Source organism: Methylobacterium sp. P5_C11 (assembly GCF_054049775.1).
Genome location: NZ_JBFULS010000020.1, coordinates 20428 through 42662, shown reverse-complemented (window position 1 = coordinate 42662; position 22235 = coordinate 20428). Strand labels below are relative to the sequence as shown.

19 protein-coding genes are annotated in these 22235 nt (G+C 70.4%); 12 read left to right on the top strand and 7 right to left on the bottom strand.

Annotation, left to right across the window (positions count from 1 at the left end; all coding sequences use genetic code 11):
* Positions 1-1392, top strand: a complete 1392-nt coding sequence (locus tag ACXJKQ_RS13015) for an amidase (protein ID WP_457106158.1) — start codon at positions 1-3, stop codon at positions 1390-1392.
* Positions 1393-1635: 243 nt separating this feature from the next.
* Here ACXJKQ_RS13015 and ACXJKQ_RS13010 read toward each other — a convergent pair whose 3' ends face one another.
* Positions 1636-2340, bottom strand: coding sequence for a sigma-70 family RNA polymerase sigma factor (locus ACXJKQ_RS13010; RefSeq protein WP_457106157.1), 705 nt, complete (start codon positions 2338-2340; stop codon positions 1636-1638).
* 202 nt (positions 2341-2542) lie between these two features.
* Between ACXJKQ_RS13010 and nthA the strand changes: the two genes are divergently transcribed.
* From nthA to ACXJKQ_RS12990, 4 genes are all read left to right on the top strand, one after another.
* Positions 2543-3202 (top strand): nitrile hydratase subunit alpha, encoded by a 660-nt coding sequence (gene nthA / locus ACXJKQ_RS13005; RefSeq protein ID WP_457106156.1) that lies wholly within the window; start codon positions 2543-2545, stop codon positions 3200-3202.
* Positions 3199-3858 carry a nitrile hydratase subunit beta gene (nthB, locus tag ACXJKQ_RS13000; RefSeq protein WP_457106155.1) on the top strand — a complete coding sequence of 220 codons (660 nt, stop codon included), beginning with the start codon at positions 3199-3201 and terminating at the stop codon, positions 3856-3858. Before nthA ends, nthB begins: the two co-directional genes overlap by 4 nt.
* Positions 3855-4178 carry a nitrile hydratase accessory protein gene (locus ACXJKQ_RS12995; protein WP_457106154.1) on the top strand — a complete coding sequence of 108 codons (324 nt, stop codon included), beginning with the start codon at positions 3855-3857 and terminating at the stop codon, positions 4176-4178. The genes nthB and ACXJKQ_RS12995 overlap by 4 nt, the downstream gene beginning before the upstream one ends.
* A 431-nt stretch (positions 4179-4609) precedes the next feature.
* On the top strand, positions 4610-6592 hold the full coding sequence (locus ACXJKQ_RS12990; RefSeq protein ID WP_457106153.1) for a methyl-accepting chemotaxis protein: 1983 nt from the start codon (positions 4610-4612) through the stop codon (positions 6590-6592).
* Between the two features lie 15 nt (positions 6593-6607).
* Here ACXJKQ_RS12990 and ACXJKQ_RS12985 read toward each other — a convergent pair whose 3' ends face one another.
* Both ACXJKQ_RS12985 and ACXJKQ_RS12980 read right to left on the bottom strand, forming a co-directional pair.
* Positions 6608-7483 (bottom strand): MBL fold metallo-hydrolase, encoded by an 876-nt coding sequence (locus ACXJKQ_RS12985; RefSeq protein ID WP_457106152.1) that lies wholly within the window; start codon positions 7481-7483, stop codon positions 6608-6610.
* 59 nt (positions 7484-7542) lie between these two features.
* Positions 7543-8553: an SDR family oxidoreductase gene (locus ACXJKQ_RS12980; RefSeq protein ID WP_457106151.1), complete on the bottom strand. Its 1011-nt coding sequence runs from the start codon at positions 8551-8553 to the stop codon at positions 7543-7545.
* Between the two features lie 181 nt (positions 8554-8734).
* Here ACXJKQ_RS12980 and ACXJKQ_RS12975 point away from each other — a divergent pair, with 181 nt between their 5' ends.
* From ACXJKQ_RS12975 to pbpC, 4 genes are all read left to right on the top strand, one after another.
* Positions 8735-8995, top strand: a complete 261-nt coding sequence (locus tag ACXJKQ_RS12975) for a hypothetical protein (RefSeq protein ID WP_457106150.1) — start codon at positions 8735-8737, stop codon at positions 8993-8995.
* A gap of 132 nt (positions 8996-9127) precedes the next feature.
* A complete protein-coding gene (locus ACXJKQ_RS12970) occupies positions 9128-12541 on the top strand; it encodes an acyl-[ACP]--phospholipid O-acyltransferase (protein ID WP_457106149.1) in 3414 nt (1137 codons plus the stop codon).
* A gap of 155 nt (positions 12542-12696) precedes the next feature.
* Positions 12697-12924 (top strand): hypothetical protein, encoded by a 228-nt coding sequence (locus tag ACXJKQ_RS12965; protein WP_457106148.1) that lies wholly within the window; start codon positions 12697-12699, stop codon positions 12922-12924.
* A gap of 115 nt (positions 12925-13039) precedes the next feature.
* Positions 13040-15172 (top strand): penicillin-binding protein 1C, encoded by a 2133-nt coding sequence (pbpC, locus tag ACXJKQ_RS12960; protein ID WP_457106147.1) that lies wholly within the window; start codon positions 13040-13042, stop codon positions 15170-15172.
* An 81-nt stretch (positions 15173-15253) separates the two neighbouring features.
* Here pbpC and ACXJKQ_RS12955 read toward each other — a convergent pair whose 3' ends face one another.
* The 4 genes from ACXJKQ_RS12955 to ACXJKQ_RS12940 form a co-directional block, all read right to left on the bottom strand.
* Positions 15254-15697, bottom strand: a complete 444-nt coding sequence (locus ACXJKQ_RS12955; RefSeq protein WP_457106146.1) for a hypothetical protein — start codon at positions 15695-15697, stop codon at positions 15254-15256.
* Positions 15694-16527: a nucleotide-binding protein gene (locus ACXJKQ_RS12950; RefSeq protein WP_457106145.1), complete on the bottom strand. Its 834-nt coding sequence runs from the start codon at positions 16525-16527 to the stop codon at positions 15694-15696. Before ACXJKQ_RS12950 ends, ACXJKQ_RS12955 begins: the two co-directional genes overlap by 4 nt.
* 895 nt (positions 16528-17422) lie before the next feature.
* Complete coding sequence (locus ACXJKQ_RS12945; RefSeq protein ID WP_457106144.1) at positions 17423-18136, bottom strand: MarC family protein; 714 nt, start codon at positions 18134-18136, stop codon at positions 17423-17425.
* 67 nt (positions 18137-18203) lie between these two features.
* Positions 18204-18938 carry a methyltransferase domain-containing protein gene (locus tag ACXJKQ_RS12940; RefSeq protein WP_457106143.1) on the bottom strand — a complete coding sequence of 245 codons (735 nt, stop codon included), beginning with the start codon at positions 18936-18938 and terminating at the stop codon, positions 18204-18206.
* 150 nt (positions 18939-19088) lie between these two features.
* Here ACXJKQ_RS12940 and gloB point away from each other — a divergent pair, with 150 nt between their 5' ends.
* From gloB to mdh, 3 genes are all read left to right on the top strand, one after another.
* Positions 19089-19865: a hydroxyacylglutathione hydrolase gene (gloB, locus tag ACXJKQ_RS12935; RefSeq protein ID WP_457106142.1), complete on the top strand. Its 777-nt coding sequence runs from the start codon at positions 19089-19091 to the stop codon at positions 19863-19865.
* 309 nt (positions 19866-20174) lie between these two features.
* Entirely contained in the window at positions 20175-20789 is a 615-nt protein-coding gene (locus tag ACXJKQ_RS12930) for a TetR family transcriptional regulator (RefSeq protein ID WP_457106141.1), read from the top strand.
* A gap of 397 nt (positions 20790-21186) precedes the next feature.
* Entirely contained in the window at positions 21187-22149 is a 963-nt protein-coding gene (gene mdh / locus ACXJKQ_RS12925; RefSeq protein ID WP_457106140.1) for a malate dehydrogenase, read from the top strand.
* Positions 22150-22235 lie beyond the last annotated feature (86 nt).

The window sequence follows — 22235 nt, the reverse complement described above, 5'->3', positions numbered from 1 at the left end:
ATGCCCGATCTCGATCCCGCCCACGCCGCCGCGGCCGAACTGGGCCGCGCCTTCCGGTCGCGCAGCCTCTCGCCGGTCGACGCGGTCGACTCGCTGCTCGACCGCGTCGCGGCGCTGGAGCCGAAGCTCCAGGCCTTCACGGAGGTCTTCGCGGCCGATGCCCGCCTCGCCGCCGAGGGCGCCGACCGGGCGATCCGGTCGGGCCACGCGGTGGGTCCGCTCCATGGTGTTCCGGTGGTGCTCAAGGATCTCATCGACCTGGAGGGTCGGATCACCATGGGCGGTTCGGCCGCCCACCGGGCGCGGCGGGCCGAGCGCACGGCGACCATCGCCCGGCGCCTGATCGCGCAGGGCATGATCGTGCTCGGCAAGACCCACACCGTCGAGTTCGCCTATGGCGGCTGGGGCACCAACCAGCATCTCGGCACACCCTGGAACCCCTGGGATCCCGAGACGCCGCGCACCCCCGGCGGGTCGAGCAGCGGCACCGGCGTCGCGGTGGCGGCGCGGATGGCGCCCTGGGGCATCGGGACCGATACCGGCGGATCGGTCCGCCTGCCCGCCGCCTTCTGCGGGCTGACGGGGCTCAAGGTCACGGTCGGGCGCGTCTCGACGTGGGGGATCGTCCCGCTCTCGATGACGCTGGATACCCCCGGCCCGCTCGCCCGCACGGTGGAGGACGTCGCGCTCCTCTACGAGGCGATCTCGGGTCCCGATCCGAGCGATGCGACGACCCGGGGCATCCAGCCGGACTCGCCCTGGCCCGGCCTGAACCGTGGCGTGCGCGGCCTGCGCCTCGGCCGCATGCCGGGTGCCGAGCGGGAGGGCGTCGCCGCCGACATGCTGGCCGCCTACGACGCGGCCCTCGACCTCCTCGCCGGGCTCGGGGCCGAGATCGTGGACGTGACGCTGCCGTTCCGGTTCAGCGAGTGCGTGGCCATGAACCAGATCACCAATGCGGAAGCCTATTTCGTCAACGGCACCCTCGCGGAGGATCCGTCCGCGCAGCTCGGCGACGCCGTGCGGGCGCGGATCCTGGCCGGTGCGCAGGTTTCGGCGCAGGATTATCTCGGCACGCTCCACCGCCGCGCCGCGATGAAGCGGGACTACGCCGCCGCCCTGGAGGGGATCGATGCCCTGCTGACACCGACCACGGAGTGCGCGGCCGTCGCGCTCGCGGAGGTCGAGGAGGCGCACCTGCCGTCTCGCTTCACGCGGTTCGGCAACCTGCTCGATCTCTGCGCCCTGGCGCTGCCGAACGGTTTCACCGCCGCCGGACTGCCGCTGTCGCTCCAGATCGTCTGCCGGGGCTACGACGAGGCGACGGCGCTGCGGATCGGGCAGGCCTACCAGCGGGCGAGCGACTGGCACCTGCGCCGGCCGCCCGTGTGAAGGTGGGATGTTCGGATTCTCCACCCTGCGCATCGCGCGTCGGCTGAGCACACGGCAGAGCGGCGGAACGATGCAGGAGGATGCGGCCTGCGTGTCCGGGCTCTCGGCAGGGGATCCCCGAGCCACCACTGCGGCGCCCGCCCGGCTTGGCGGGCGCCGCCAGCGTGGACCGTTCGGGATCTGTCCTGACGAAGGGAGCGGGACCCGGATCGCCTCCGCGGAGTCAGGCGCGCCGCCGCTTCCTCAGCCAGCCGGCGCCTGGCCCGACACCACGACGCCGAGGGTGTCCAGGAGCGACGACCGCGCCCGGCTCACCCGGCTCTTCACGGTCCCCACTTGGCAGCCGAGCTTCGTCGCGGCCTCCTCGTAGGTATGGCCTTCGGCACCCACCAGCAGCAGCGCCTGTCGCTGCGCCGAAGGCAGGTCGCCGAGGCGCTCCCAGACGACCTTGAGGGTGGTGGCGTCCTCCTGGTCGGACGGACTGGTCATCTGGCCGGCATGCGTCCCGTCCACGTCCTCGACCTCCCGGCGCGTCTTGCGCAGGTCGGTGTAGAACTGGTTGCGCAGGATCGTGAACAGCCACGCGGTGAAGTTCGTGCCGGGCCGGAAACGCCCCTGATTGGCCCAGGCCTTCACGAACGTCTCCTGGACCAGGTCATCGGCGCGGCTCACGTCCCCGACCAGCGACAGCGCGAAGGTGCGCAGGGCCGGAAGCGCCCTGATGATATCCCCGCGGAAGTCGAAGGGGATCGTCGCGCCCTGCGCCGTGACCGCCGCCTCGAAGCGGGCCACCAGAGTCGCGAGCTGCGAGGGCAGCGGCTCCTGCTCGACGACCTTGAAGTAATCCCGGATCGGCAGGGCGAGATGCTGTCCGATCGCTGCGGCGTAGGCGGGCGCGTCCCGGTCGCCCGCGACGGCTTCTGACAGCTCGGCAGCGTCATCGGTCATGAACGTTTTCGCCTCCAACGTCAGTATACTGGAATCCCTCTAACGTCCGTATCTGCATAATCCTGAACCGATGCCAAACGCTCCCGAATGTGTCAGGGAATTTAAGCATCGCGCGGCGGGCGCGTAGCCGACCTGTGCCGGCGCCCAGGGAGTGGCGGCTGGCTGCGAGTGGATGCAGACTACGCGTCTTGAGGAGAACGGGATGAGCCACGTTCACGCGCATCCGGGGCATGATCACGACGATCACCACCACGGCAGCGAACTGTCGCCCGTGGAGGCCAGGGTGCGCGCCCTGGAATCCCTGCTCACCGAGAAGGGCTACGTCGATCCGGCGGCCCTCGACGCCCTGGTCGAACTCTACGAGACCAAGGTCGGCCCGCATGCGGGCGCGCGCGTCGTGGCGCGGGCCTGGACCGATCCCGCGTATCGGGCACGGCTCCTGGCCGACGCCACGTCGGCGATCGCCGAACTCGACATCGGCGGCCGCGGCGGCGAACACATGGTGGTGGTCGAGAACACCCCCGAGACCCACAACCTCGTCGTCTGCACCCTCTGCTCCTGCTACCCCTGGCCGGTGCTCGGCTTGCCGCCGGTCTGGTACAAGGCACCCCCCTACCGCGCCCGGGCGGTGATCGATCCCCGCGGGGTCCTCGCCGAATTCGGGGTGACGCTTCCGGAGACCACCCGCATCACCGTCTGGGATTCGACCGCCGAGACCCGCTACATGGTCCTGCCAATGCGGCCCGCGCAGACCGAGGGCTTGTCCGAGGAAGCGCTCGCCGCCCTCGTCACCCGCGATTCGATGATCGGCACAGGTCTGCCCAGGGGCATTCCGGCCGCACCCGTGGAGAGGCCGGTATGAACGGCGCCCAGGATCTCGGCGGTAGTCACGGCTTCGGGCCGGTCGTGCCGGAGCCGGGCGAGCCGGTGTTCCACGCCGCGTGGGAACGCCGGGTCTTCGCGATGGCGATGGCCATGGGCTACACCGGCGCCTGGAATCTCGACGGCAGCCGCGCCACCCGCGAATCGCTGCCACCCGCCGAGTACTTGTCGTCGAGCTACTACGAGATCTGGCTGAAGGCGCTGGAGAAGCAGGTCGTCGCGACAGGGCTGGCGACGCAGGCCGAGATCGAGGACGGAGCGTCTGCGGAGCCGGCCAAACCCGTCGCCCGGATCCTGGCCAGCGGGGATCTGGAGGCGCGGTTCCGGGCCGGATTCCCGAGCAGCCGTACCCCCGATGCCCCGGCCCGATTCGCGGTCGGCGATGCCGTCCGCGCCCGCAACATCTACCCCACCGGCCATACGCGGCTGCCGCGCTACGTACGCGGCAAGCCCGGCCGGATCGTGCGCGTCGACGGGGCTTTCGTCTTCCCCGACACCAACGCCTATCGCGCGGGCGAGCACCCGAGCTGGCTCTACACCGTCGCATTCACCGCGCAGGACCTGTGGGGCGAGCACGGCGATCCGGGCGGCCACGTCACCGTCGCGGCCTTCGAACCCTACCTGGATCCCGCGTGACCGATCCCGCGCCGAGCACCTTCGCGGCCCCCTGGGAGGCGCAGGTCTTCGCCATGGTTGTCTCCCTGCGGGAGGCCGGGCTGTTCACGTGGTCGGAATGGGCGGACCGCCTCGGCCGGCAGATTCGCCCCGCAGACGCCCCCGAGAGGGCGGCCGATTACGGCGCGTGGCTCGCCACGCTGGAAGCGCTCCTGGCCGAGCGTGGCGTGGCCGGACCCGAGAGCGTCGCGGCACGCACCGCGGCGTTCCTCCGGGCCGCCGACGCGACGCCCCACGGCCAGCCGATCCGCCTGGAGAACGACCCGCTCCACCAGCCCTGAGGCCGAGGCTGGCACAGCCGATGCGACGGGGAAGTCCGGACGCCACGCGCCCTTGTCACCCGCTCTTTCCGCGCGCGGCAAGTCCGCGCCGCGTACGATTCATCACCCGACGCCCTCAATACAATCCCATCAAAAACGATCTTCACTTCGCAAAGTTTGATATCTGGACACTCACTGGCGCCAATTTTGAAAGCTTTCTGCTTCAAAATCTGAAGTCAAGATGGATCCTGATCTCGGCCTGTCTGCTTGACATTGCGGTCCGGTACTTGGATCACGCCGCCGCGCCCGCTGCGCCAGAGACCGAACACATGCTGCGCATATCGATTCGCAACGTGCTGATCTTGATGACAATTCTCTTGAGCCTGCCAGCCATCGGGGTGCCGATCTACGAGCTGACCCTGAGCGTTCGACAGAGAGCGGCATCACGATCCGTGGCCACGTACGCGGCGCTCGATCGCAGCCTGTTCCTGAGCCGGACGCATTTCCGGTTCGAGTCGGGCTACAGCGGGCTGGCGCTCGCCGACGCGCCCGAAGTGAACCGCGAATACCGGAAGGACCTGATCTTCGACCGCCGCCAGCAACTCGACGAGAACGTCGCCGTCACCCTGCAGGGGCTTTCGGAGGATCCGGAACCGGCGGTCAGTCAGGCGGCCGGCGCGCTCAGCGCCTCGATCGGGGCTTGGACCCAGCTGCGTCGGGACATCGATGCCGCCATGGACCAGCCCCTGGAGGCGCGGGACAAGGCCCTGCGGAAGCGGGTCACCGAGCTGGGCCTGGAGACCACGCGGTGCCTGGAAGCCCTGGCCTCCAGACTCGAGAAGCAGATCCGGACCCTCGACCCCGGCGCGGGCTGGATGCTCGACGCCAACGCGACGGTTTGGCTGGCGCGCACCAACAGCGGCACAGAGGGCGCCACGGTCTACGGCGTCGTTTTCAACAACCGGACCCTGACCGCAGACGAGCGCAATGAACTCCGCGCGGTCCGGACACGCGCCGCCATGGCCTGGTCGATGACGGGCCAGATCCTGTCTTCGACGCGCACGCCCGACGCCGTGATGGCCGCCTACCGCGCTGCGGACGACCAGTACTTCACCGGCGCGTTCGACCGCCTGCGCACGCGGTTGGTCGCCCCGATCGTCGAGGCCGGCCGGTTGCCGTCCGACGACGAGATCAAGACCTGGCAGCAGGGGCAATTTAAAGGACTGCTGCTGATCGACGACACGGCCATCGCCCTGATGAAGGCCGTCGAGGCGCGGGCGGAGCTGCGCGTCGGGGAGGCGGCAGGCGCCTTCCAGATCTTCCTGTCCATCGCGATCCTCGCCGTCGCGCTCTCGGTTTCGGCGGCCTGGGTCATCCATTTCCGCGTCGTGCGCGGCATCGACCGCCTGTCGGCCGCGATGCGGGCGATCTCGGGCGGGGCGGCCGAAACGGCCGTGCCCGGGATCGGACGCAGCGACGAGGTCGGCGCGATGGCCAAGGCCGTGCAGGTGTTCAGGGACAACCTGATCCGCACGCGGGCGCTGGAGGCAGAAGCGGAAGGGGCGCGGCTGGCGGCCGAGGAGCAGCGGCGGCTCGGCATACGGCAGATGGCCGACGGCTTCGAAACTGCTGTCGGCGGCATTGTCGAGCAGGTCTCGGCCTCCGCCGCCGAGCTGCAGACCATCGCCGGCTCCATGTCGACCCTGGCCGGCCGGACCTCGGGCCAGTCCGGGACGGTCGCGGTGGCCGCGGAGGATGTCGCCTCCCGGGTCAATACGGTCGCGGCGGCGGCCGAGGAACTCGGCTCGTCCGTGCAGGAGATCGGCCGGCGGGTCGATGGCTCGGCCAAGCTGGCGCGGGCGGCGGTCGAGGAGGCGGACCAGACCGGCGCGCTGGTTCATGAGCTGAGCGCGGCCGTATCGCGCATCGGTGACGTCGCCGGGCTGATTGCCTCGATCGCCGGGCAGACCAACCTGCTGGCCTTGAACGCCACCATCGAGGCGGCCCGGGCAGGCGCGGCGGGCCGCGGCTTCGCGGTGGTCGCCTCCGAGGTGAAGGCGCTCGCCGAGCAGACCGCGCGGGCGACCGAGGAGATCTCCGGGCAGATCGCCCGGGTTCAGGCCTCCACGGGCGAAGCGGTGTCGGCGATCGGGGCGATCACGGCGCGGATCCGGGAGATCGACGGCGTCGCGGCCTCGATCGCCGCCGCGGTGGAGGAGCAGGGCGCGGCCACGCAGGAGATCGTGCGCAACGTCGGTCAGGCGGCACAGGGGACGGCCGAAGTCACAGGCAGCATCGTGGGCGTCGCCGAATCGGCGACGGCGACCGGGACGGCTGCCGACACGATGTTGGGAGCCACCGCCGACATGTCCCGCCAGGCTGGGCACCTCGCCGCCGAAGTCCACCGGTTCCTCGACGGCGTGCGGGCGGTCTGAGCTACGCAGGCCGCCCTATCGCCCCTGAACCCGCAGGCCCTCGAGCGGCACCGGGGCGGCATGGGACCGACCGCCCAACAACTGGTCGAGGAGCGCCAGCACCTCCGCCCGCCCGCAATTGCGCGCGGGCTCGAACGGCGTCCAAGTCTGGACGAAGTCGAGGCGCTCGAACACGTCGCGGTAGCGGCGCAGCTCCCCGGGGGTGAGCGGTACCCCGCGCACGAAGGCCTTATGGGCCGAGACCGTCGTGGCCCGGCGGAAATCCGCGGGGTCGAGTTCGAACTTCAGGGCGTCGCCGCAGAAGCAGATCTTCCGCGACCGGTCGTACAGGATGGCGTGGCCGTCGAAATGGCCCGCGGTGCGGTGCAGCTCCAGGCCCGGCAGGGGCTCGAGGAAGTCGTCGTAGGGCCAGCTCACCTGCAGGGCCGCGCTCCAGGTGAAGTCGGCCGCCGGCAGGCACAATTCCGGGTCGAACCGGTCCTGGAGCTGCGGCAGCGCCCCGTAGGCATGCGGATGCGAGGCCGAGAGCACCGCCATGCCGCCGAGCCGTTCGATCTGGTCGAGGGCGGCCTCGCTGAAGACCGGGCAGCCCTCGAAGCCCATGTTCCCGTGCTCGGTCTGGATCAGGTACGCGGAAGGCCCGATGCCGGAGACCGGCTCGTTCCAGAAGCGCCACACCCCCGGCTCCAGCTCCTGCCAGTGACACGGGAAGGCGTCCTGCGCCTCCCGGGTGGTGCGGAAACGCCAGCCGTCCTGGGGCACGACATGGCGGGCATCGAGGCACATCGGGCAGGCGGCCGGCGTCTCGAAGTGGCGCTGCCAGAACCCGCAATTGTCGCAGGTGAAGGCGGGCAGCTTCAGGGCGCCCGCGAAGGGCAGATAGCCGGGCATCGTCTCGGACCTTCCTCGGAGGCGGCTCGTGTAACAGGCGGCGCGACCGGACGCAGCCGTCACGTCCGCCCGGGCAGGCGGCGGGCCGAGCGGGCGGCGTGGACGGTGCCGGCGAGCCCGATCAGCGCCAGCCCGGCGAGGCCGCCGACCACGAGGTCGCGGGTGCGGCTCGTGACGAATTCGGTCCGGCTCGCCTTGGTCCGACCCGAGAACCGCCCGTCGATCCCGACCGGGCCGGGCACGGGGTCATAGAGGTTGCCGTCCATCGCGGAAATGGTCTCGTCGGAGAGCTGCGCCGACCACATGGAGGCGGCCTTGCGGTCGGCGAGGCTCGGCGCCAGCGCCTGGGCGGCGGCCATCATCATCGACGAGCGCCCGACCCAGACCTCCCGGCGCGGGTGCTCGACGGCGTACAGGATCGCCTCGGCACAGAGCCGCGGGTCGAAGACTGGGTCCGGGGCGTATTGCCGGTGGCCGGTCCGGTTGCGCGCCCAGTTGAACTGGGGCGTGTTCACCGCCGGCAGATAGACGACGCTGAGGCTGACATCGACCGCGTCGTGGAGCAGCTCGCAGCGCAGGGCGTCGGTGAAGCCCGAGACCGCGAATTTCGCCGCGCAGTAGGGCGCCTGCAAGGGCGCGGCCCGGATCGCGAGGCCGGACGAAACCTGGATGATCGCACCGCGGTTGCGCCGCTTCATGAAGCGCAGGGCGGCGAGAGTCCCGTAGACCTGGCTGAGATAGGTGGTCTCCGTGACACGCCGGTACTCGTCGGGGGAGATCTGGTCGGCCGGGCTGACCACCGTCGACATGGCGTTGTTCACCCAGGCACGGATCGGGCCGAGTTCGCGCTCCACCCGGCTTGCAGCCGCATCCACGGCCTGCGCATCCGCAACGTCGGCGCCGATTGCCAGCACCGGCTGACCGTAAGCGGCGAGCGCCCGCTCCGCCGCCGCGAGACGACCCGCATCACGCGCGATCACTGCCACCGACCAGCCGTGGGCGGCGAGAGCATGCGCCGTGGCCAGCCCGATCCCGGCCGTGCCCCCGGTAACGACCGCAACCCGTGCCATGCCCACCTCAAAACCGTCAAAGGATCGAAGCGGCAACCCGGTGCGATCCACTCGGTTGCGCCGCCGCCGCGAGCCGCAACGTCACGGGGGTCGGCGATTATCGGAACCGGCGACGCAACGTCCGGCGTTGGCCGCTGTTGAGTCTGTACCGCGACGTGCCGAACCATCGAGGGTCGAGGCCATGCGCTATGGACGACGCGTCTCCCTGCCGATCGATCCCTGGCCGCAAGCCTCCCTGGGTGAGCGGACCGCGGTCGGAATGGTCCTGACCTTTCTGCTGATCGTGCCGGCCTGCGCGGCCGGGGCCGCGCTCTTCATGATCTCGACGCTCGTGGCCCACGTCACCTGGTCCTACGACCTCGGCGCTTCCCTGCACGCCTTCATCGCCCGGCGCACCGGGGCCGCCAGCCCGGCCAAAGCCCGTCTCGTGCGCAGACCCTGAGGTCAGCCGCGGCGCGGTGCCGGTTCGCACGGTCCGGCAACGCCGCGACCATGACTCCTGTGCGTTCGCATCGGTCCGATTTGACCTGACCGTCTCTCGTGGGCCAGTCAGGTTCGGAACCGAGAGACCGCCATGTTCCGTAGCCTGATGACTGCGCGGCGCTTCGCGCCGCTGTTCTGGTGCCAGTTCTTCTCGGCATTCAACGACAATTTCCTGAAGAACGCGCTCGCCTTCCTGATCCTGTTCGGGATCGGCGGCCAGGCGGATGCCCATGCGGGCGTGCTGGTGACGCTCGCGAGCGCCGTGTTCATCGGGCCGTTCTTCATCCTGTCGGGTCTCGGTGGCCAGTGGGCAGACCGGTACGACAAGGCGCTGATGGCGCGGCGGCTGAAATTCGCCGAGATCTTCGCGGCCGGCACCGCTGTGATCGGCTTCCTGCTCCATTCCGTACCGGTGCTGTTCGTGGCGCTGGGCCTGTTCGGGACGATCGCGGCCCTGTTCGGCCCGATCAAATACGGGATCCTGCCCGACCACCTCCGCCGCGAGGAACTGCCCGCCGGCAACGCCCTCGTGGAGGCCGCGACCTTCCTGGCGATCCTGCTCGGCACGATCGCGGCCGGCGCGGCTTCGGCGATGGGCGGATCCGGCGTCGTGTTCGGCGCCCTGGTGATGGGCTTTGCCGTCCTGTGCTGGCTCTCGGCCCGGATGATCCCGGCGACCGGGGAGGGGGCGCCGGACCTGCGCATCGATCCGAACATCGCCCGCTCGACCTACGCGCTGCTGCGCGACCTCTGGGCCGATACGCGGCTGTGGCGCGGTTCGCTGATCGTGAGCTGGTTCTGGCTGGTCGGCGTTGTGATCCTGTCGCTGCTGCCGGTGCTGGTGCGCGGCGCCTTCAACGGCACCGAGACGGTGATCACGCTGCTGCTGGCGCTGTTCTCCATCGGCATCGCGCTCGGGTCGGGCCTCGCCTCGTGGCTCGCCAGCGGCCGGATCGTGCTGCTCCCGACGCCGGTGGGTGCAGTGCTGATGGGCCTGTTCGGCCTCGACCTCGCCTGGACAGTCGGACATCTGCCGGCGCCGCCCGCGGACGCCATCGGCCCCTTCGACTTCCTGCGGACCGGCCACGGCCTGCGCACCGGCATCGACTTCCTGGGGCTGGCGATCTCCGGCGGCCTCTACATCGTGCCGTCCTTCGCGGCCGTGCAGGCTTGGGCCGAGAAGGCGATGCGGGCGCGCATCATCGGCGCGGTCAACGTCATGACGGCGGCCTTCATGGTGGCCGGCACCCTGGCGCTGGCGGCCCTTCAAGGCGCCGGACTCTCGATCGCGCACCTGCTCGCCGTGGTGGCGGTTCTGAACCTCGTCGTCGGTGCGGTCGTGTTTGCGACCCTCCAGACGAGCCCGTTCCGGGATGCCCTGTCGATCCTGTTCCGGGCCTTCTACCGCCTGGAGGTCCGCGGCTTCGACAACATCGCGGCGGCCGGGCCGAACTGTATCGTCGCCCTCAACCACGTGTCGTTCCTCGATGCGCCGCTCGCCCTGTCCCTCCTCGATCAGGAGCCGGTCTTCGCGATCGACAGCGGGATCGCGCAGCGCTGGTGGGTGCGCCCGTTCCTGCGCGTCACCAAGGCGATGCCGCTCGACCCGACCCGTCCCCTGGCCACGCGGACGCTGATCAACGCGGTCAAGAGCGGCGAGACGCTGATCATCTTTCCCGAGGGCCGGCTCACGGTCACCGGCAGCCTAATGAAGGTGTACGACGGCGCCGGACTGATCGCCGACAAGGCGGGGGCCATGGTGGTGCCCGTGAAGATCGACGGGCTGGAGCGCACCGCGTTCTCGCGTCTGTCGCGCGGGCAGGTCCGCCGCCGCTGGTGGCCGAAGGTAACCGTGACGGTCATGCCGCCGGTGCGCCTGACGGTGGACCCCGCGCTCAAGGGCAAGGCGCGCCGGCAGGCGGCGGGAGCCGCCCTCTACGGGATCATGTCGGACCTCCTGTTCCGCACGACCGACATCGACCGCGGCCTGATGGCGGCGCTGATCGCGGCGGGGGAGCGTCACGGCTGGGGCCGCAACGCCCTGGAGGACCCGGTCGGCGGCCGCCTGACCTACAGCCGCCTGGTGATGGGCGCGAACGTGCTCGGCCGCAAGCTGATGCCGCTGGCCCCCGAGGGCGGCCGGATCGGCGTGATGCTGCCGAACGCCAACGGTGCCGCGGTGACGTTGTTCGCCCTGGCCTCCGCGGGCCGGGTGCCGGCGATGATCAACTTCTCGGCCGGTCCCGCCAACGTCCTCTCGGCCTGCCGAGCCGCGCAGGTGGACAGGATCCTGACCTCGCGCGCCTTCATCGAGAAGGGGCGCCTCGGCGCGCTGGTGGAGGCGATCCGCGGCTCCATCGACCTCGTCTATCTGGAGGACGTGCGGGCGACCATCACCAAGGCCGACAAGTTCCGCGGGCTGCTGAGCCCCCGGCGCCCCCTGGTGACGCGCTCGGGCGAGGATCCGGCGGCGGTCCTGTTCACCTCGGGCAGCGAGGGCACGCCGAAGGGCGTGGTGCTCGCCAACCGCTGCATGCTGGCCAACGTGGCGCAGGTGGCGGCCCGGATCGATTTCGGCCCCACCGACAAGGTGTTCAACGTGCTGCCGGTCTTCCATGCCTTCGGCCTCACGGCCGGGCTGGTCCTGCCCCTGGTCTCGGGGGTGCCGGTCTATCTCTACCCGTCGCCGCTGCACTACCGGATCGTGCCGGAGCTGATCTACGGCTCGAACAGCACCGTGTTGTTCGGGACCGACACTTTCCTGACGGGCTACGCCCGGGCGGCCCATTCCTACGACCTGCGCTCCCTCCGCTACGTCGTGGCCGGCGCGGAGGCCGTGAAGGAGACCACCCGGAGGACCTGGGCTGAAAAATTCGGCCTGCGCATCCTGGAAGGCTACGGCGTCACCGAGTGCGGACCGGTGGTGGCGCTCAACACGCCGATGTTCAACCGCTTCGGCACGGTCGGCCGGATCCTGCCCGGGATCGAGACCCGCCTGGAGCCGGTGCCGGGGATCGAGGAGGGGGGACGCCTGTCCCTGCGCGGACCCAACATCATGCTGGGTTACCTGCGCGCCGAGAAGCCGGGCGTCCTCGAGCCGCCGCCGGGGGGCTGGCACGACACCGGCGACATCGTGGCGATCGACCCGATGGGCTTCGTGACCATCAAGGGCCGGGCGAAGCGCTTCGCCAAGGTCGCCGGGGAGATGATTTCCCTTGCCGGCGTCGAGGCGCTCGCCGCGGAACTCTGGCCGGATCGCCTGAGCGCGGTGGCGGCGGTGCCGGACGCCCGCAAGGGCGAGCGGCTGATCCTGTTCACGCAGGAGAAGGACGCGACCCGGGCGGCCTACCAGAGCTTCGCGAAGAGCCGCGGCGCCTCGGACGTGGCGATTCCCGCCGAGGTGGTGGTGCTTGAGACGATCCCGATGCTCGGCACAGGCAAGATCGACCAAGTGAGCGTCACCAAGCTCGCGCTGGAGCGGGCGAAGGAAATCGCGGCGGCCTGACCCGCGCGCCCGTGCCCTGCGTCACCCAAACGGGGGATGCGGTGCTGCACGGGATTCGCTCGTATCACGAATACAGCCCTGATTCGAAACGCTTGGCGTGCTCGGATCGGCGGACTGTATGGCGCGTCGCGGGTCGCATCGGCGAGGGGCAGATCATGCAAAAGGGCAGGCGCATTCCGGCTTGGCTGGCGAGGCGGACGTATTTCAAGCGGATCGAGCGCTGGGGGAAGCACGGCAAGGTGCGCGACACGGCGCGCGACACGGCCCCCCCACCCGAGACCGGGTTCGCCGGGACCCCCTCCAACGTCGTGCCCTTCCCGATTCGGGTGCAGCGCCCGGATCGACCGTCCCTCGCGGGACTGCGCGGGATCGGTCTGGCGTAGGCGCGGACCGAGCAGGCACGGACGCCCGCTCTCAACCTGTCGGGCTTCCCGGGGACTTGTCGGCTGCGCGGGAACCGGGGATCCTCCGCCAGCGGAGCCGGAACCGGGAGATTGCGTGCCGCACGACGGGTTCGATCCGAGGCAGAGGGCGGCATCGCGGGGACGACGGCTGGGCCTACGCTCGGCCCTCGGAGCTGCGGCGCTCGGGCTCGGGATGCTGGCGGCCGGAGCCGGCGGCCTCTGGGCCTATGCCCGGGCGCTGCCGCCCCTCGACCTCGCCGCCGCCGCAGCGCGCTCGACCGTGGTGCTGGACCGGTCCGGCACCCTCCTGCGGCCCTTCGCGACGGCGGACGGGCGCTGGCGCCTGCCGGTCACCGCGGAGGCCGTCGATCCGCGCTACCGGGCGATGCTGCTCGCCTACGAGGATCGCCGGTTCGCGCGCCACCCCGGGATCGACCCGGCCGCGGTGCTGCGCGCCGCGTTCCAGTGGCTGACCCGAGGCCGCATCGTCTCGGGCGCCTCGACCCTGTCGATGCAGGTGGCCCGCCTGGTCGAGCCGCGGGGCGAGCGCTCGCTCGCGGCCAAGCTCCGCCAGATGGTGCGGGCGGTCATGCTGGAACGGCGTCTCGGCAAATCCGGCCTCCTCGATCTCTACCTCGCGCTCGCGCCCTACGGCGGGCCGCTGGAGGGCGTGCGGGCGGCGAGCGTGGCGTATTTCGGGCGGGAGCCGGTCCGGCTGACCGCGGCACAGGCGGCGCTGCTCGTCGCCCTGCCGCAATCGCCCGAGACCCGCCGTCCGGACCGGTTTCCGGAACGCGCCCGCGCCGCCCGGGACCGCGTTCTCGCGGTCGCCACCGCCCAGGGCGTCCTGACCCCGGCGGAGGCCGATGCCGCCCGCGCCGAGCCGGTCCCGGCGGCGCGCAAGCCCTTCCCGATGCTCGCGGCGCACGCCGCCGAGGAGGCCGTCGCGGCAGATTCCGGGGCCTCGATGATCCGCCTCGCCATCGACGGGCGCCTGCAGGAGCGGCTGGAAGCGCTCGCCACCGAGCGCGCGGCCGCCGCCGGCCCGGACCTCTCGGTGGCGATCCTCGTTATCGACAACCGTGACGGGCGGGTGCTGGCCCAGGTGGGCAGCGCCGGCTACCTCGATCAAAACCGGCGCGGCGCCATCGACATGACGCTGGCGGTGCGCTCCCCCGGCTCGGCGCTGAAGCCGTTCGTCTACGCCATGGCCTTCGCGGACGGACTCGCCCATCCCGAGACGCTGCTGGAGGACCGGCCGGCCCGCTTCTCGGCGAGCTACGCCCCGGAGAATTTCGACCTGACCTTCCAGGGCACGGTCACGGCCCGGCGTGCCCTGCAGCTCTCGCTCAACGTGCCCGCGGTCGCGTTGATGGATGCCGTCGGTCCCGCCCGCTTCATCGCGCGGCTGCGCGCCGCCGGGGCGGCGATCCAGCTCCCGCGCGAGGCGGCCCCGGGTCTTCCGGTGGCCCTCGGCGGCCTCGGCATCACGCTCACCGACCTCGCGCGCCTCTATGCCGGACTCGCCCGCGGCGGTGCGGTGCCGGACCTCATCCGCCGCGCCGATGGGGCCGCGACCGAATCCACTCGCAGGGTCGCGGAGCCCGTGGCCGCCTGGTACGTCGCCGACATCCTGCGCGGGACGCCGCCGCCGGAGAACGCCCTCCCGAACCGCATCGCCTACAAGACCGGCACTTCCTACGGGTACCGCGACGCCTGGGCGGCCGGGTTCGACCGGCACGCGACGATCGTCGTCTGGGCTGGGAGGCCGGACGGCGCCGCCGTGCCGGGGCTCGTGGGCCGCACGGTCGCGGCGCCGATCCTGTTCGACGCCTTCGCGCGCCTCGGGATCGAGCCCGAGGCGGTCTTGCAGCCGCGGGATGCGCTCGTCGCCGGGACGGGGGGCCTGCCGCCGCCGCTGCGGCACTTCGGACGCGAGACGCCCGACACGCAGGGACCGGTCCTGCGGATCGCCTATCCGCCGGACGGCGCCTGGATCGATCTCGGCCTCGCGACGGACGGCCATGGCGCGGCGGACGGCAATCCGGGCCTCGCCCTCAAGGCGCTGGGCGGCGTCCCGCCGCTCACTTGGCTGGTCGATGGCCAGCCGGTGGTGCAGACGCCGCGGCGCCGGGCCGAGTGGGTCCCGGGCGGTGCGGGCTTCGCCCGGATCTCGGTGCTTGATGCGACCGGCGCCAGCGACAGCGTGTCCGTCCGTCTCGAATAGCCGTGCACCGCGTGGATCACCGACGCGGCCAAGGCAGGACCGTTGCGGGGGCCGGGCCGTGACGGCGCAGCCCCGCCCCGGTCAGCGACCGACCCCGAAACCCGGCGGGCCGCCGGCCGGGGCGCGCCGCTCACAGGCCTCCAGCGCGGCGGCGAGGCGCGTCTCGTTGGCCGCGGAGCCGTGTGACAGATTGAGGACGATGCCGAGGAGCCCGGCGCTGGTGAGGAGGCCGAAGGCTGCGATCCCGATCAGCCCATAGGTCATCACCCTGTTGCGGCGCAGATCGCCCGTGAACGTCTGGGTCAGGGCTCTGCTGTCTTCGGCGATGCTGTTCCGGGCCGCGACCAGCTCGTTGTACATGTTGGTGATGGCGTTGGTGGACATGTACACGAGGAGCAGGTGGACGACGAAGTCGTCGTCCGTCGTGGTGTTCAGGGCGGCCGCGATCCGCACGGCGAGCTGGCGCTCCCAGGGCTGGAGATCGCGGCCGTGGACCGACCGGTAGAACCGCTCGAGGTTGGTCACGGCCGGAGCGCATCCCGCCACGCCGTGTGGAAGTTGCGCCGCAGGCGGCGGCCTTCGACCCGCAGGCGCATCGGCGCGCCGTTCGCCAGGTCCTGCCAGGTCATGTGCTGCACGCGCAGGGCCTCGATCAGCCGCTCGCCGATCCGTTCGATCTCGATGACGCGGAAATTCGACTGCTTGCGCAGCGCGCGCACGAGATCGGACGTTTCGAGATAGTCGAAATTGGTCGCCTGGGCCGTGTTCTTGGCCAGGATCGCCCGATCGCACTCGATCAGCATCGGCCGAAGTTCCCTGAGCACCTCCAGGGCGGTGGGATCGACCGCACCGGCCGCGACCACCACGGCGAGGCGGACATTCGCCTCCCGGCAGCTCTCCACGATGATCTCGGTGCAGCGGCGGGTGGTCTCGGTATCGCCGGCCGGGAAGTCGACCACGATGAAGCGCTCGGCCGTCTCGATCACCCGCTCGATCAGGTCCTGACACAGGGTCGGATCGACGCGGCCCGTGCTGTCCTCGGCGCGCAGGCGCTGCCGGAAGCCGGCGACGCCCGGGCGACGGGGAACGAAAGCGTCGCTGCCGGGACTGGTTTCCTGCATCAGCGCCGTGTGGAAGTGCCGGTTGGCCGGATCGGTGTCGATCGCCAGCACAGGACCGACCTCCGCGCAGAGGTCGGCGACCTGAAGAGCGATGGTGGTCTTGCCGACGCCGCCCTTGCCGCCCAGGCAGAGCACGAGGATCTTTGCGGCGGCGCCCAGAAGGTCGCGCTGGATGTCCTGGATCTCATCCGGGCTGTACCAAGCCGGGACCTTGATCTGCGTACCGTCGGTCATGCGATGTCTCCTTGCTGATGCGCGCGGATCGGCTTCCGGACGCGCGGGACGCCCGGCACAGGTTCCGGGCGGGGTTGGGGTTCACGGGGTCAGGGGGCGTCGAGCGGGCGGCACACGGGCCTCGATGGCGCGGCCGGATCCGGAATTTTCGGTCCCTCTCGGTCGGAAAATTCGGTCATGCCCGCGCCGGCATCGGACCGGAGAGCACCGGAGCCGGGCAGCGCTCGGGTCCCGGCGGTTCCGGCCTCGCTCCGCCCGGCGCGGCGCGCGGCCGTGCCCCGGACAGGGGAAAGACCGGACGCGGTGATTCCGAGCCACGCGTCGTCCAGGCCCGTTGCGCCGCCGGTGGGGCTTCGGAATGGCGTCCCTCGCCACGCACTGCACTCCGTTGATGGTTCCATGTCGCCAGCGGATTGACCCGCGACGCTCGGTTCTGCAGCGGCCGAGTTCCAGAAAGATCTTGCGCGGGATACCACGGGATGCAAGCCTTACCTGATCAGTTGTCCTCGCCAATCTGGCTCTATATCGCGAACATTAACAAACAATCACGCTCGAAAGTTTACCAGACAATATCTATATATATCTATTCAATACATATTATACGCAGATCTATAGAAATAAAAGCTGCCATTCGATGTAAAAATTCGAATGAATACGGCCCTTCATTGGGATGGAACGCGGTTCGATCCAACGCGACGATCTGCCTTCCAGCTGGATCCAAGCCGAGCCAATGCCAGCCTTTCGCGAATCGCAGTCGCTCGCGCATTCAGGATCGTCGGCGGCTTTTTGGAGATGCCGACCGGCCGCCGGCACGCAGCCTCCTAGGCACGTCGCGGCGTTCGGCGGCTCAGGTGCGGTGCCGCCAGCCGGTCCGACTCCGCACGCAGCCCGGCCGTCAGCGTGACGCCGCCAGGGGGGCGAACACGTCCATGAGGCCGTTGATCAGGATCTGCGTTCCGACGCAGAGCAGCAGGAAGGCGAACAGGCGCCCGGTCACCCGAGCGCGGGCCGGGCCGATGAGCGCGACGACCCGGTCCGCCGAGGCGTAGAGCACCGCCACCGTGGCGGCGACCACCAGCGCCGCCAGCGTCACGCCGCCGTAGAAGCTCAACCGCTCCGCGTAAGCCGCGGGCCGGTTGGCGCCCAGGGTGATGGCCACCGCGATCGTGCCGGGCCCCGTGGTGAAGGGCAGCGTCAGCGGGAAGAAGGCGATATCGGCGAGCGGCCCGGGCGCCGGATCGCCCTGCGGTTCCGCCGGAACCGCAGGGCGATCCGCCGACCCCGAGGCTTCCGCCTGCTTGCGCGCCTCCCGCGCCTCCGGCCGGTTCAGCTGCGTCCAGGCCGACGACATGACCACGAGGCCGCCGGCGATCCGCAACGCGCCCAGGGTGACGCCGAAGAAGTTGAGGATCGGCGTGCCCGCCCACAGGGCTCCGAGCATCACCAGGGCGGCGTAGACGCCGATCCGGCGCGACAGCAGCACGCGCTCGGCGTGGCTGAAAGCGCCCGTGACCTGCGCGAAGATGAAGGCCCCCCCGATCGGATTCACGATCGAGAACAGCGCCGAGAGGGCGAGCAGGAATTGCTGGACGGTGAAGTCGATGCTCATCGGGGCCGGCCGTGTCGCGCGCTGTCCTGGATCATCGTCCACCGGACGCCTGTGTCGCGCATCCGGGTCAGCCTGGAGAGGGGGCCGGCACCAGGACCCGGGCCGGAGCGAGGCGACGGGCGCGCCGCACCTGCTGCACGGCGACCGGCCGGTAGAGCTGCTTCGTGGCGTCGACCACGTGCAGGCCGGCGAAGGGCAGGGACAGGCTGGTGCCGAGCCGCTCCCAGGCCGGGCCGGTGCGCAGCATCAGGCGCGAGCGCACCGGCGGCATGTACAGGGTCTCGGACCAGCTCACCGGCGAGAACAGCGTGTCCCGCATCAGCCGGCCGAGTTGCGAGCGGCTGTAGGGCTGCCCGTGACCGAACGGCGTCGCCTCCCGGCGCGCCCAGACCCCCCGGCGATTCGGCACCACGAGGATCATCCGGCCGCCCGGCGTGAGGGTCCGCCAGACCTCCTGCAGCAGCTCCGTCGGACTCTCCACCGATTCGAGGGCGTGGACCAGGATCACCCGGTCGATGGCCGCCTCCGGCAGGGGCATCATGGTGGGATCGGCGAGGGCCGCGCAGGAGCGGCCGGTGCCCGGCCAGTTCACGACGCCCTGGCTGGCCGGCATGAACGCGAGCGTGCGCTCGGCGATGCAGTGGATCGGCCCGAGATACGGTGTCGCGTAGCCGATCCCGAGGACGCGCAGCCCCGAGACGGAGCCGAGGAACCCGTGTAGCGCGCGGCCGACCACCCGGTGCGTCGTGCGGCCCAGGGGACTGGCGTAGAAGGCCCGCAAGCCGTTGACGTCGAGACGCATGGAGGAACAGGAGTTCGCGGACGGAACGGTCTTCGTACTCAATGGTGAGCCGCGGGGCGCGCGGCAAGCGCCTGAGGAACCCGCCCGGACCATCGCCTGTTCACGGCAACAGATTTCGCGCCCTTTCGCGCCCCTGGGAGATCCCGTCCGATGGCCGCCGAGACCGAGATTCGCACCTTCCTCTGCCGCAGCGACAATATCGGCGTACTGATCCGGGATCCGGAGACCGGGGCCTGCGCGGCGATCGACGTGCCGGAGGCCGAACCGGTCCTGAAGGCCTTGGAGGAGACCGGCTGGCGGCTGACCGACATCCTGGTCACGCACCGGCACGGCGACCACGTCGAGGGCATCCCCGCAGTGAAACAGGCCACCGGTGCCCGGGTCGTCGCGCCCGCCAAGGCCGGCGATGCGGTCCCGCAGGTGGACGTCACGGTGCGCGAGGGCGACATCGTGAGGGTCGGCCGACTCGAGGCCAAGGTCTGGGAGACGCCGGGACACTGCGCCGACCACGTCACCTACTGGTTCGCAGAGGCCGGCCTCGTCTGCGCCGGGGACACGCTGTTTACCCTGGGTTGCGGCCGGGTGATGGAGAGCCCGCCCGAGACTCTCTACCGGTCGCTGCGACGCTTCGACGACCTGCCCGACGCGACGCAGGTCTTCAGCGGCCACGACTACGTACTCTCCAACGCCCGCTTCGCCCTGGCGGCGGACCCGGACAACCCGGACCTCAAAGCGCGTTTCGCCGAGGCCGAGCAGGCCAAGGCGGAGGGCCGTTTCCTGATCCCGTCGACCATGGGTGCCGAGCGGGCGACCAATCCCTTCCTGCGAAGCGCGCGGCCGGCCCTGGCCCGATCCGTCGATATGCCGCGGGAAAGCGATCCCGAAGCGGTGTTCGTCGCCTTAAGGGCGTGGAAGAACCGCTTCTGACGTAGGTGATAACGAGAAAAATTTGTTGCCTTCTCAAGGCAAACTGACACATAGGAGTTTTTAAGCGGTCCTAATCCGCTCAGGTAACTGGGCTCCCGGGGGGAAGCCGCAACGTCAACGCGAAGCGCCGGGACGCTTCAGCCGGTATGATGGGGGTCCGTCTCGCCCTACCACCTGTCCACTTCCCGCCTTCCACTTCCCTTCCTCAAACCAGAGTCTGACGGGTCCAAGGAAGAAGCGCTCAGCGCCAAGGCCAAGCTCACCGTCGCCGACGCCGAGACCGGCGCGCTCCGCGAAAGCGGTGACGGGGTGAATCCGGCGCGTCCGCGGGCTCCGGTCGCGGCCGACGTGCGGCTCCTCGGCATCGCCACCGAGCACCTGTCGCGGCTCGGACCCAAGCGCGTGACGGTCGTAGCCGTCGCCGCGGAAGCCGGCATGACGCACGCCAACGTATATCGCTACTTCCCGTCGAAGGATGCGCTCCTCGACGCGGTGGCGGGACGCTGGCTGCGCGAGGTCGAGGCCCGGCTCGCCGGCATCGCCGATGCGCCCGATCCCGCCGACGACAAGATCGAGCGTCTGCTGACCGCCCTCGCGACGGTCCAGCGGGACGCCCTGTTCGACGAGCCGAACCTGTTCGCGGTCCATCTCGACGCCACCGTGTCGGCCCGACCGATCGCCCGGCGGCACCGTGTCCGCCTTCGCAGTCTCGTGGAGCGGGTGGTCGAGGAGGGGATCACCTCCGGGATCTTCTCGGCCCGCGATCGGGAGCGCGCGATCGCCTACATCTTCGACGCGAGCTACCGCTTCACGCATCCGCTGGCGATCCAGCACGACGCCGAGGTTCCGCGCGACCTGATCGAGGCCCGGTTCGGGGCCGTCATCCACGCGATCCAGCGGGTCCTGCGCTCCGGCATCCTCTGACGTCCGTCTGACAGAGCGACCGCAACGAAGGCCCGGACCGCCCGTCCGGGCCTTTCGCTTTTCGAATTCGCTGTGCCGGGCCGCCCCCCACAGCGCAAAATGACAGCTTTTCAGATCTGTCATCCGGGCCTCCCGGCCCGTTCGGCCAAGGGTGCACTGCACCTAAAACCTTCGCGACGTTGACGTTTCCTTGCAGCCTCCGGCGCCCCGGCAGCGCCTGGCGGCCGTCCGGCGGGTAGCCTCCCCGCGCTGCATCGGGTTGAAGCCACGGTGCTTTTCGGCCACACAGCCGCGCAGATTTCAGAGTGGCGAATCCGGTCTCGGCCCCTTGCGGCCGAGCAGTCCCGGCCTCGCGCAACGCATCACCGAAGTCGAACGCAGCGGAGACACATCCGACATGGCTCGCAACAAGATCGCGCTCATCGGCGCCGGCCAGATCGGCGGCACCCTGGCCCTCCTGGCCGGCCTCAAGGACCTCGGCGACGTGGTGCTGTTCGACATCGTGGACGGCGTGCCGCAGGGCAAGGCCCTCGACATCGCCGAGGCCGCCCCGGTCGAGGGCTTCGACGCGACCTACGCGGGGGCCAGCGACTACGCTGCCATCAAGGGCGCCGACGTGGTGATCGTCACCGCCGGCGTGCCGCGCAAGCCCGGCATGAGCCGCGACGACCTGATCGGGATCAACCTGAAGGTCATGCAGGCGGTGGGCGAGGGCATCAAGACCTACGCGCCGGACGCCTTCGTGATCTGCATCACCAACCCGCTCGACGCCATGGTCTGGGCGCTGCAGAAATTCTCGGGCCTGCCCACCAACAAGATCGTCGGCATGGCCGGCGTGCTCGACTCGGCCCGCTTCCGCCACTTCCTGGCGGAGGAGTTCAAGGTCTCGGTGGAGGATGTCACCGCCTTCGTGCTCGGCGGCCACGGCGACGACATGGTCCCGCTGACCCGCTACTCCACGGTCGCGGGCGTGCCGCTGACCGACCTGGTCAAGCTCGGCTGGACCACCCAGGAGAAGCTCGACGCCATGGTCGACCGGACCCGCAAGGGCGGCGGCGAGATCGTCAACCTGCTCAAGACCGGCTCGGCCTTCTACGCGCCCGCCGCCTCCGCCATCGCCATGGCCGAGAGCTACCTGCGCGACAAGAAGCGGGTCCTGCCCTGCGCCGCCTACCTCGACGGCCAGTACGGCGTGAAGGGCATGTTCATCGGCGTGCCGATCGTGATCGGCGCCAACGGCGTGGAGCGCGTCCTGGAGGTGACCTTCGACGCCGCCGAGAAGGCGATGTTCGAGAAGTCGGTCGCCTCGGTGACGGGCCTCATCGAGGCCTGCAAGGCCGTCGACAGCAACCTCGCCTGACCGGTAAGCGGGGACCGGGCAGCGCGTAGCGTTCGGAGATTCGAATCCCAATCGCTCGATTTCTCTACGCGCCGCTCGCTGCCACC

Coding starts and splice junctions, on each gene's coding strand:
- gloB (WP_457106142.1), top strand. CDS start 19,089: ATGGCCGCCGAGACCGAGATTCGCACCTTCCTCTGCCGCAGCGACAAT.
- nthB (WP_457106155.1), top strand. CDS start 3,199: ATGAACGGCGCCCAGGATCTCGGCGGTAGTCACGGCTTCGGGCCGGTC.
- ACXJKQ_RS12985 (WP_457106152.1), bottom strand. CDS start 7,483: ATGCCCGGCTATCTGCCCTTCGCGGGCGCCCTGAAGCTGCCCGCCTTC.
- mdh (WP_457106140.1), top strand. CDS start 21,187: ATGGCTCGCAACAAGATCGCGCTCATCGGCGCCGGCCAGATCGGCGGC.
- ACXJKQ_RS12965 (WP_457106148.1), top strand. CDS start 12,697: ATGCAAAAGGGCAGGCGCATTCCGGCTTGGCTGGCGAGGCGGACGTAT.
- nthA (WP_457106156.1), top strand. CDS start 2,543: ATGAGCCACGTTCACGCGCATCCGGGGCATGATCACGACGATCACCAC.
- ACXJKQ_RS13010 (WP_457106157.1), bottom strand. CDS start 2,340: ATGACCGATGACGCTGCCGAGCTGTCAGAAGCCGTCGCGGGCGACCGG.
- ACXJKQ_RS12945 (WP_457106144.1), bottom strand. CDS start 18,136: ATGAGCATCGACTTCACCGTCCAGCAATTCCTGCTCGCCCTCTCGGCG.
- ACXJKQ_RS12940 (WP_457106143.1), bottom strand. CDS start 18,938: ATGCGTCTCGACGTCAACGGCTTGCGGGCCTTCTACGCCAGTCCCCTG.
- ACXJKQ_RS12950 (WP_457106145.1), bottom strand. CDS start 16,527: ATGACCGACGGTACGCAGATCAAGGTCCCGGCTTGGTACAGCCCGGAT.
- ACXJKQ_RS12970 (WP_457106149.1), top strand. CDS start 9,128: ATGTTCCGTAGCCTGATGACTGCGCGGCGCTTCGCGCCGCTGTTCTGG.
- ACXJKQ_RS12980 (WP_457106151.1), bottom strand. CDS start 8,553: ATGGCACGGGTTGCGGTCGTTACCGGGGGCACGGCCGGGATCGGGCTG.
- ACXJKQ_RS13015 (WP_457106158.1), top strand. CDS start 1: ATGCCCGATCTCGATCCCGCCCACGCCGCCGCGGCCGAACTGGGCCGC.
- ACXJKQ_RS12975 (WP_457106150.1), top strand. CDS start 8,735: ATGCGCTATGGACGACGCGTCTCCCTGCCGATCGATCCCTGGCCGCAA.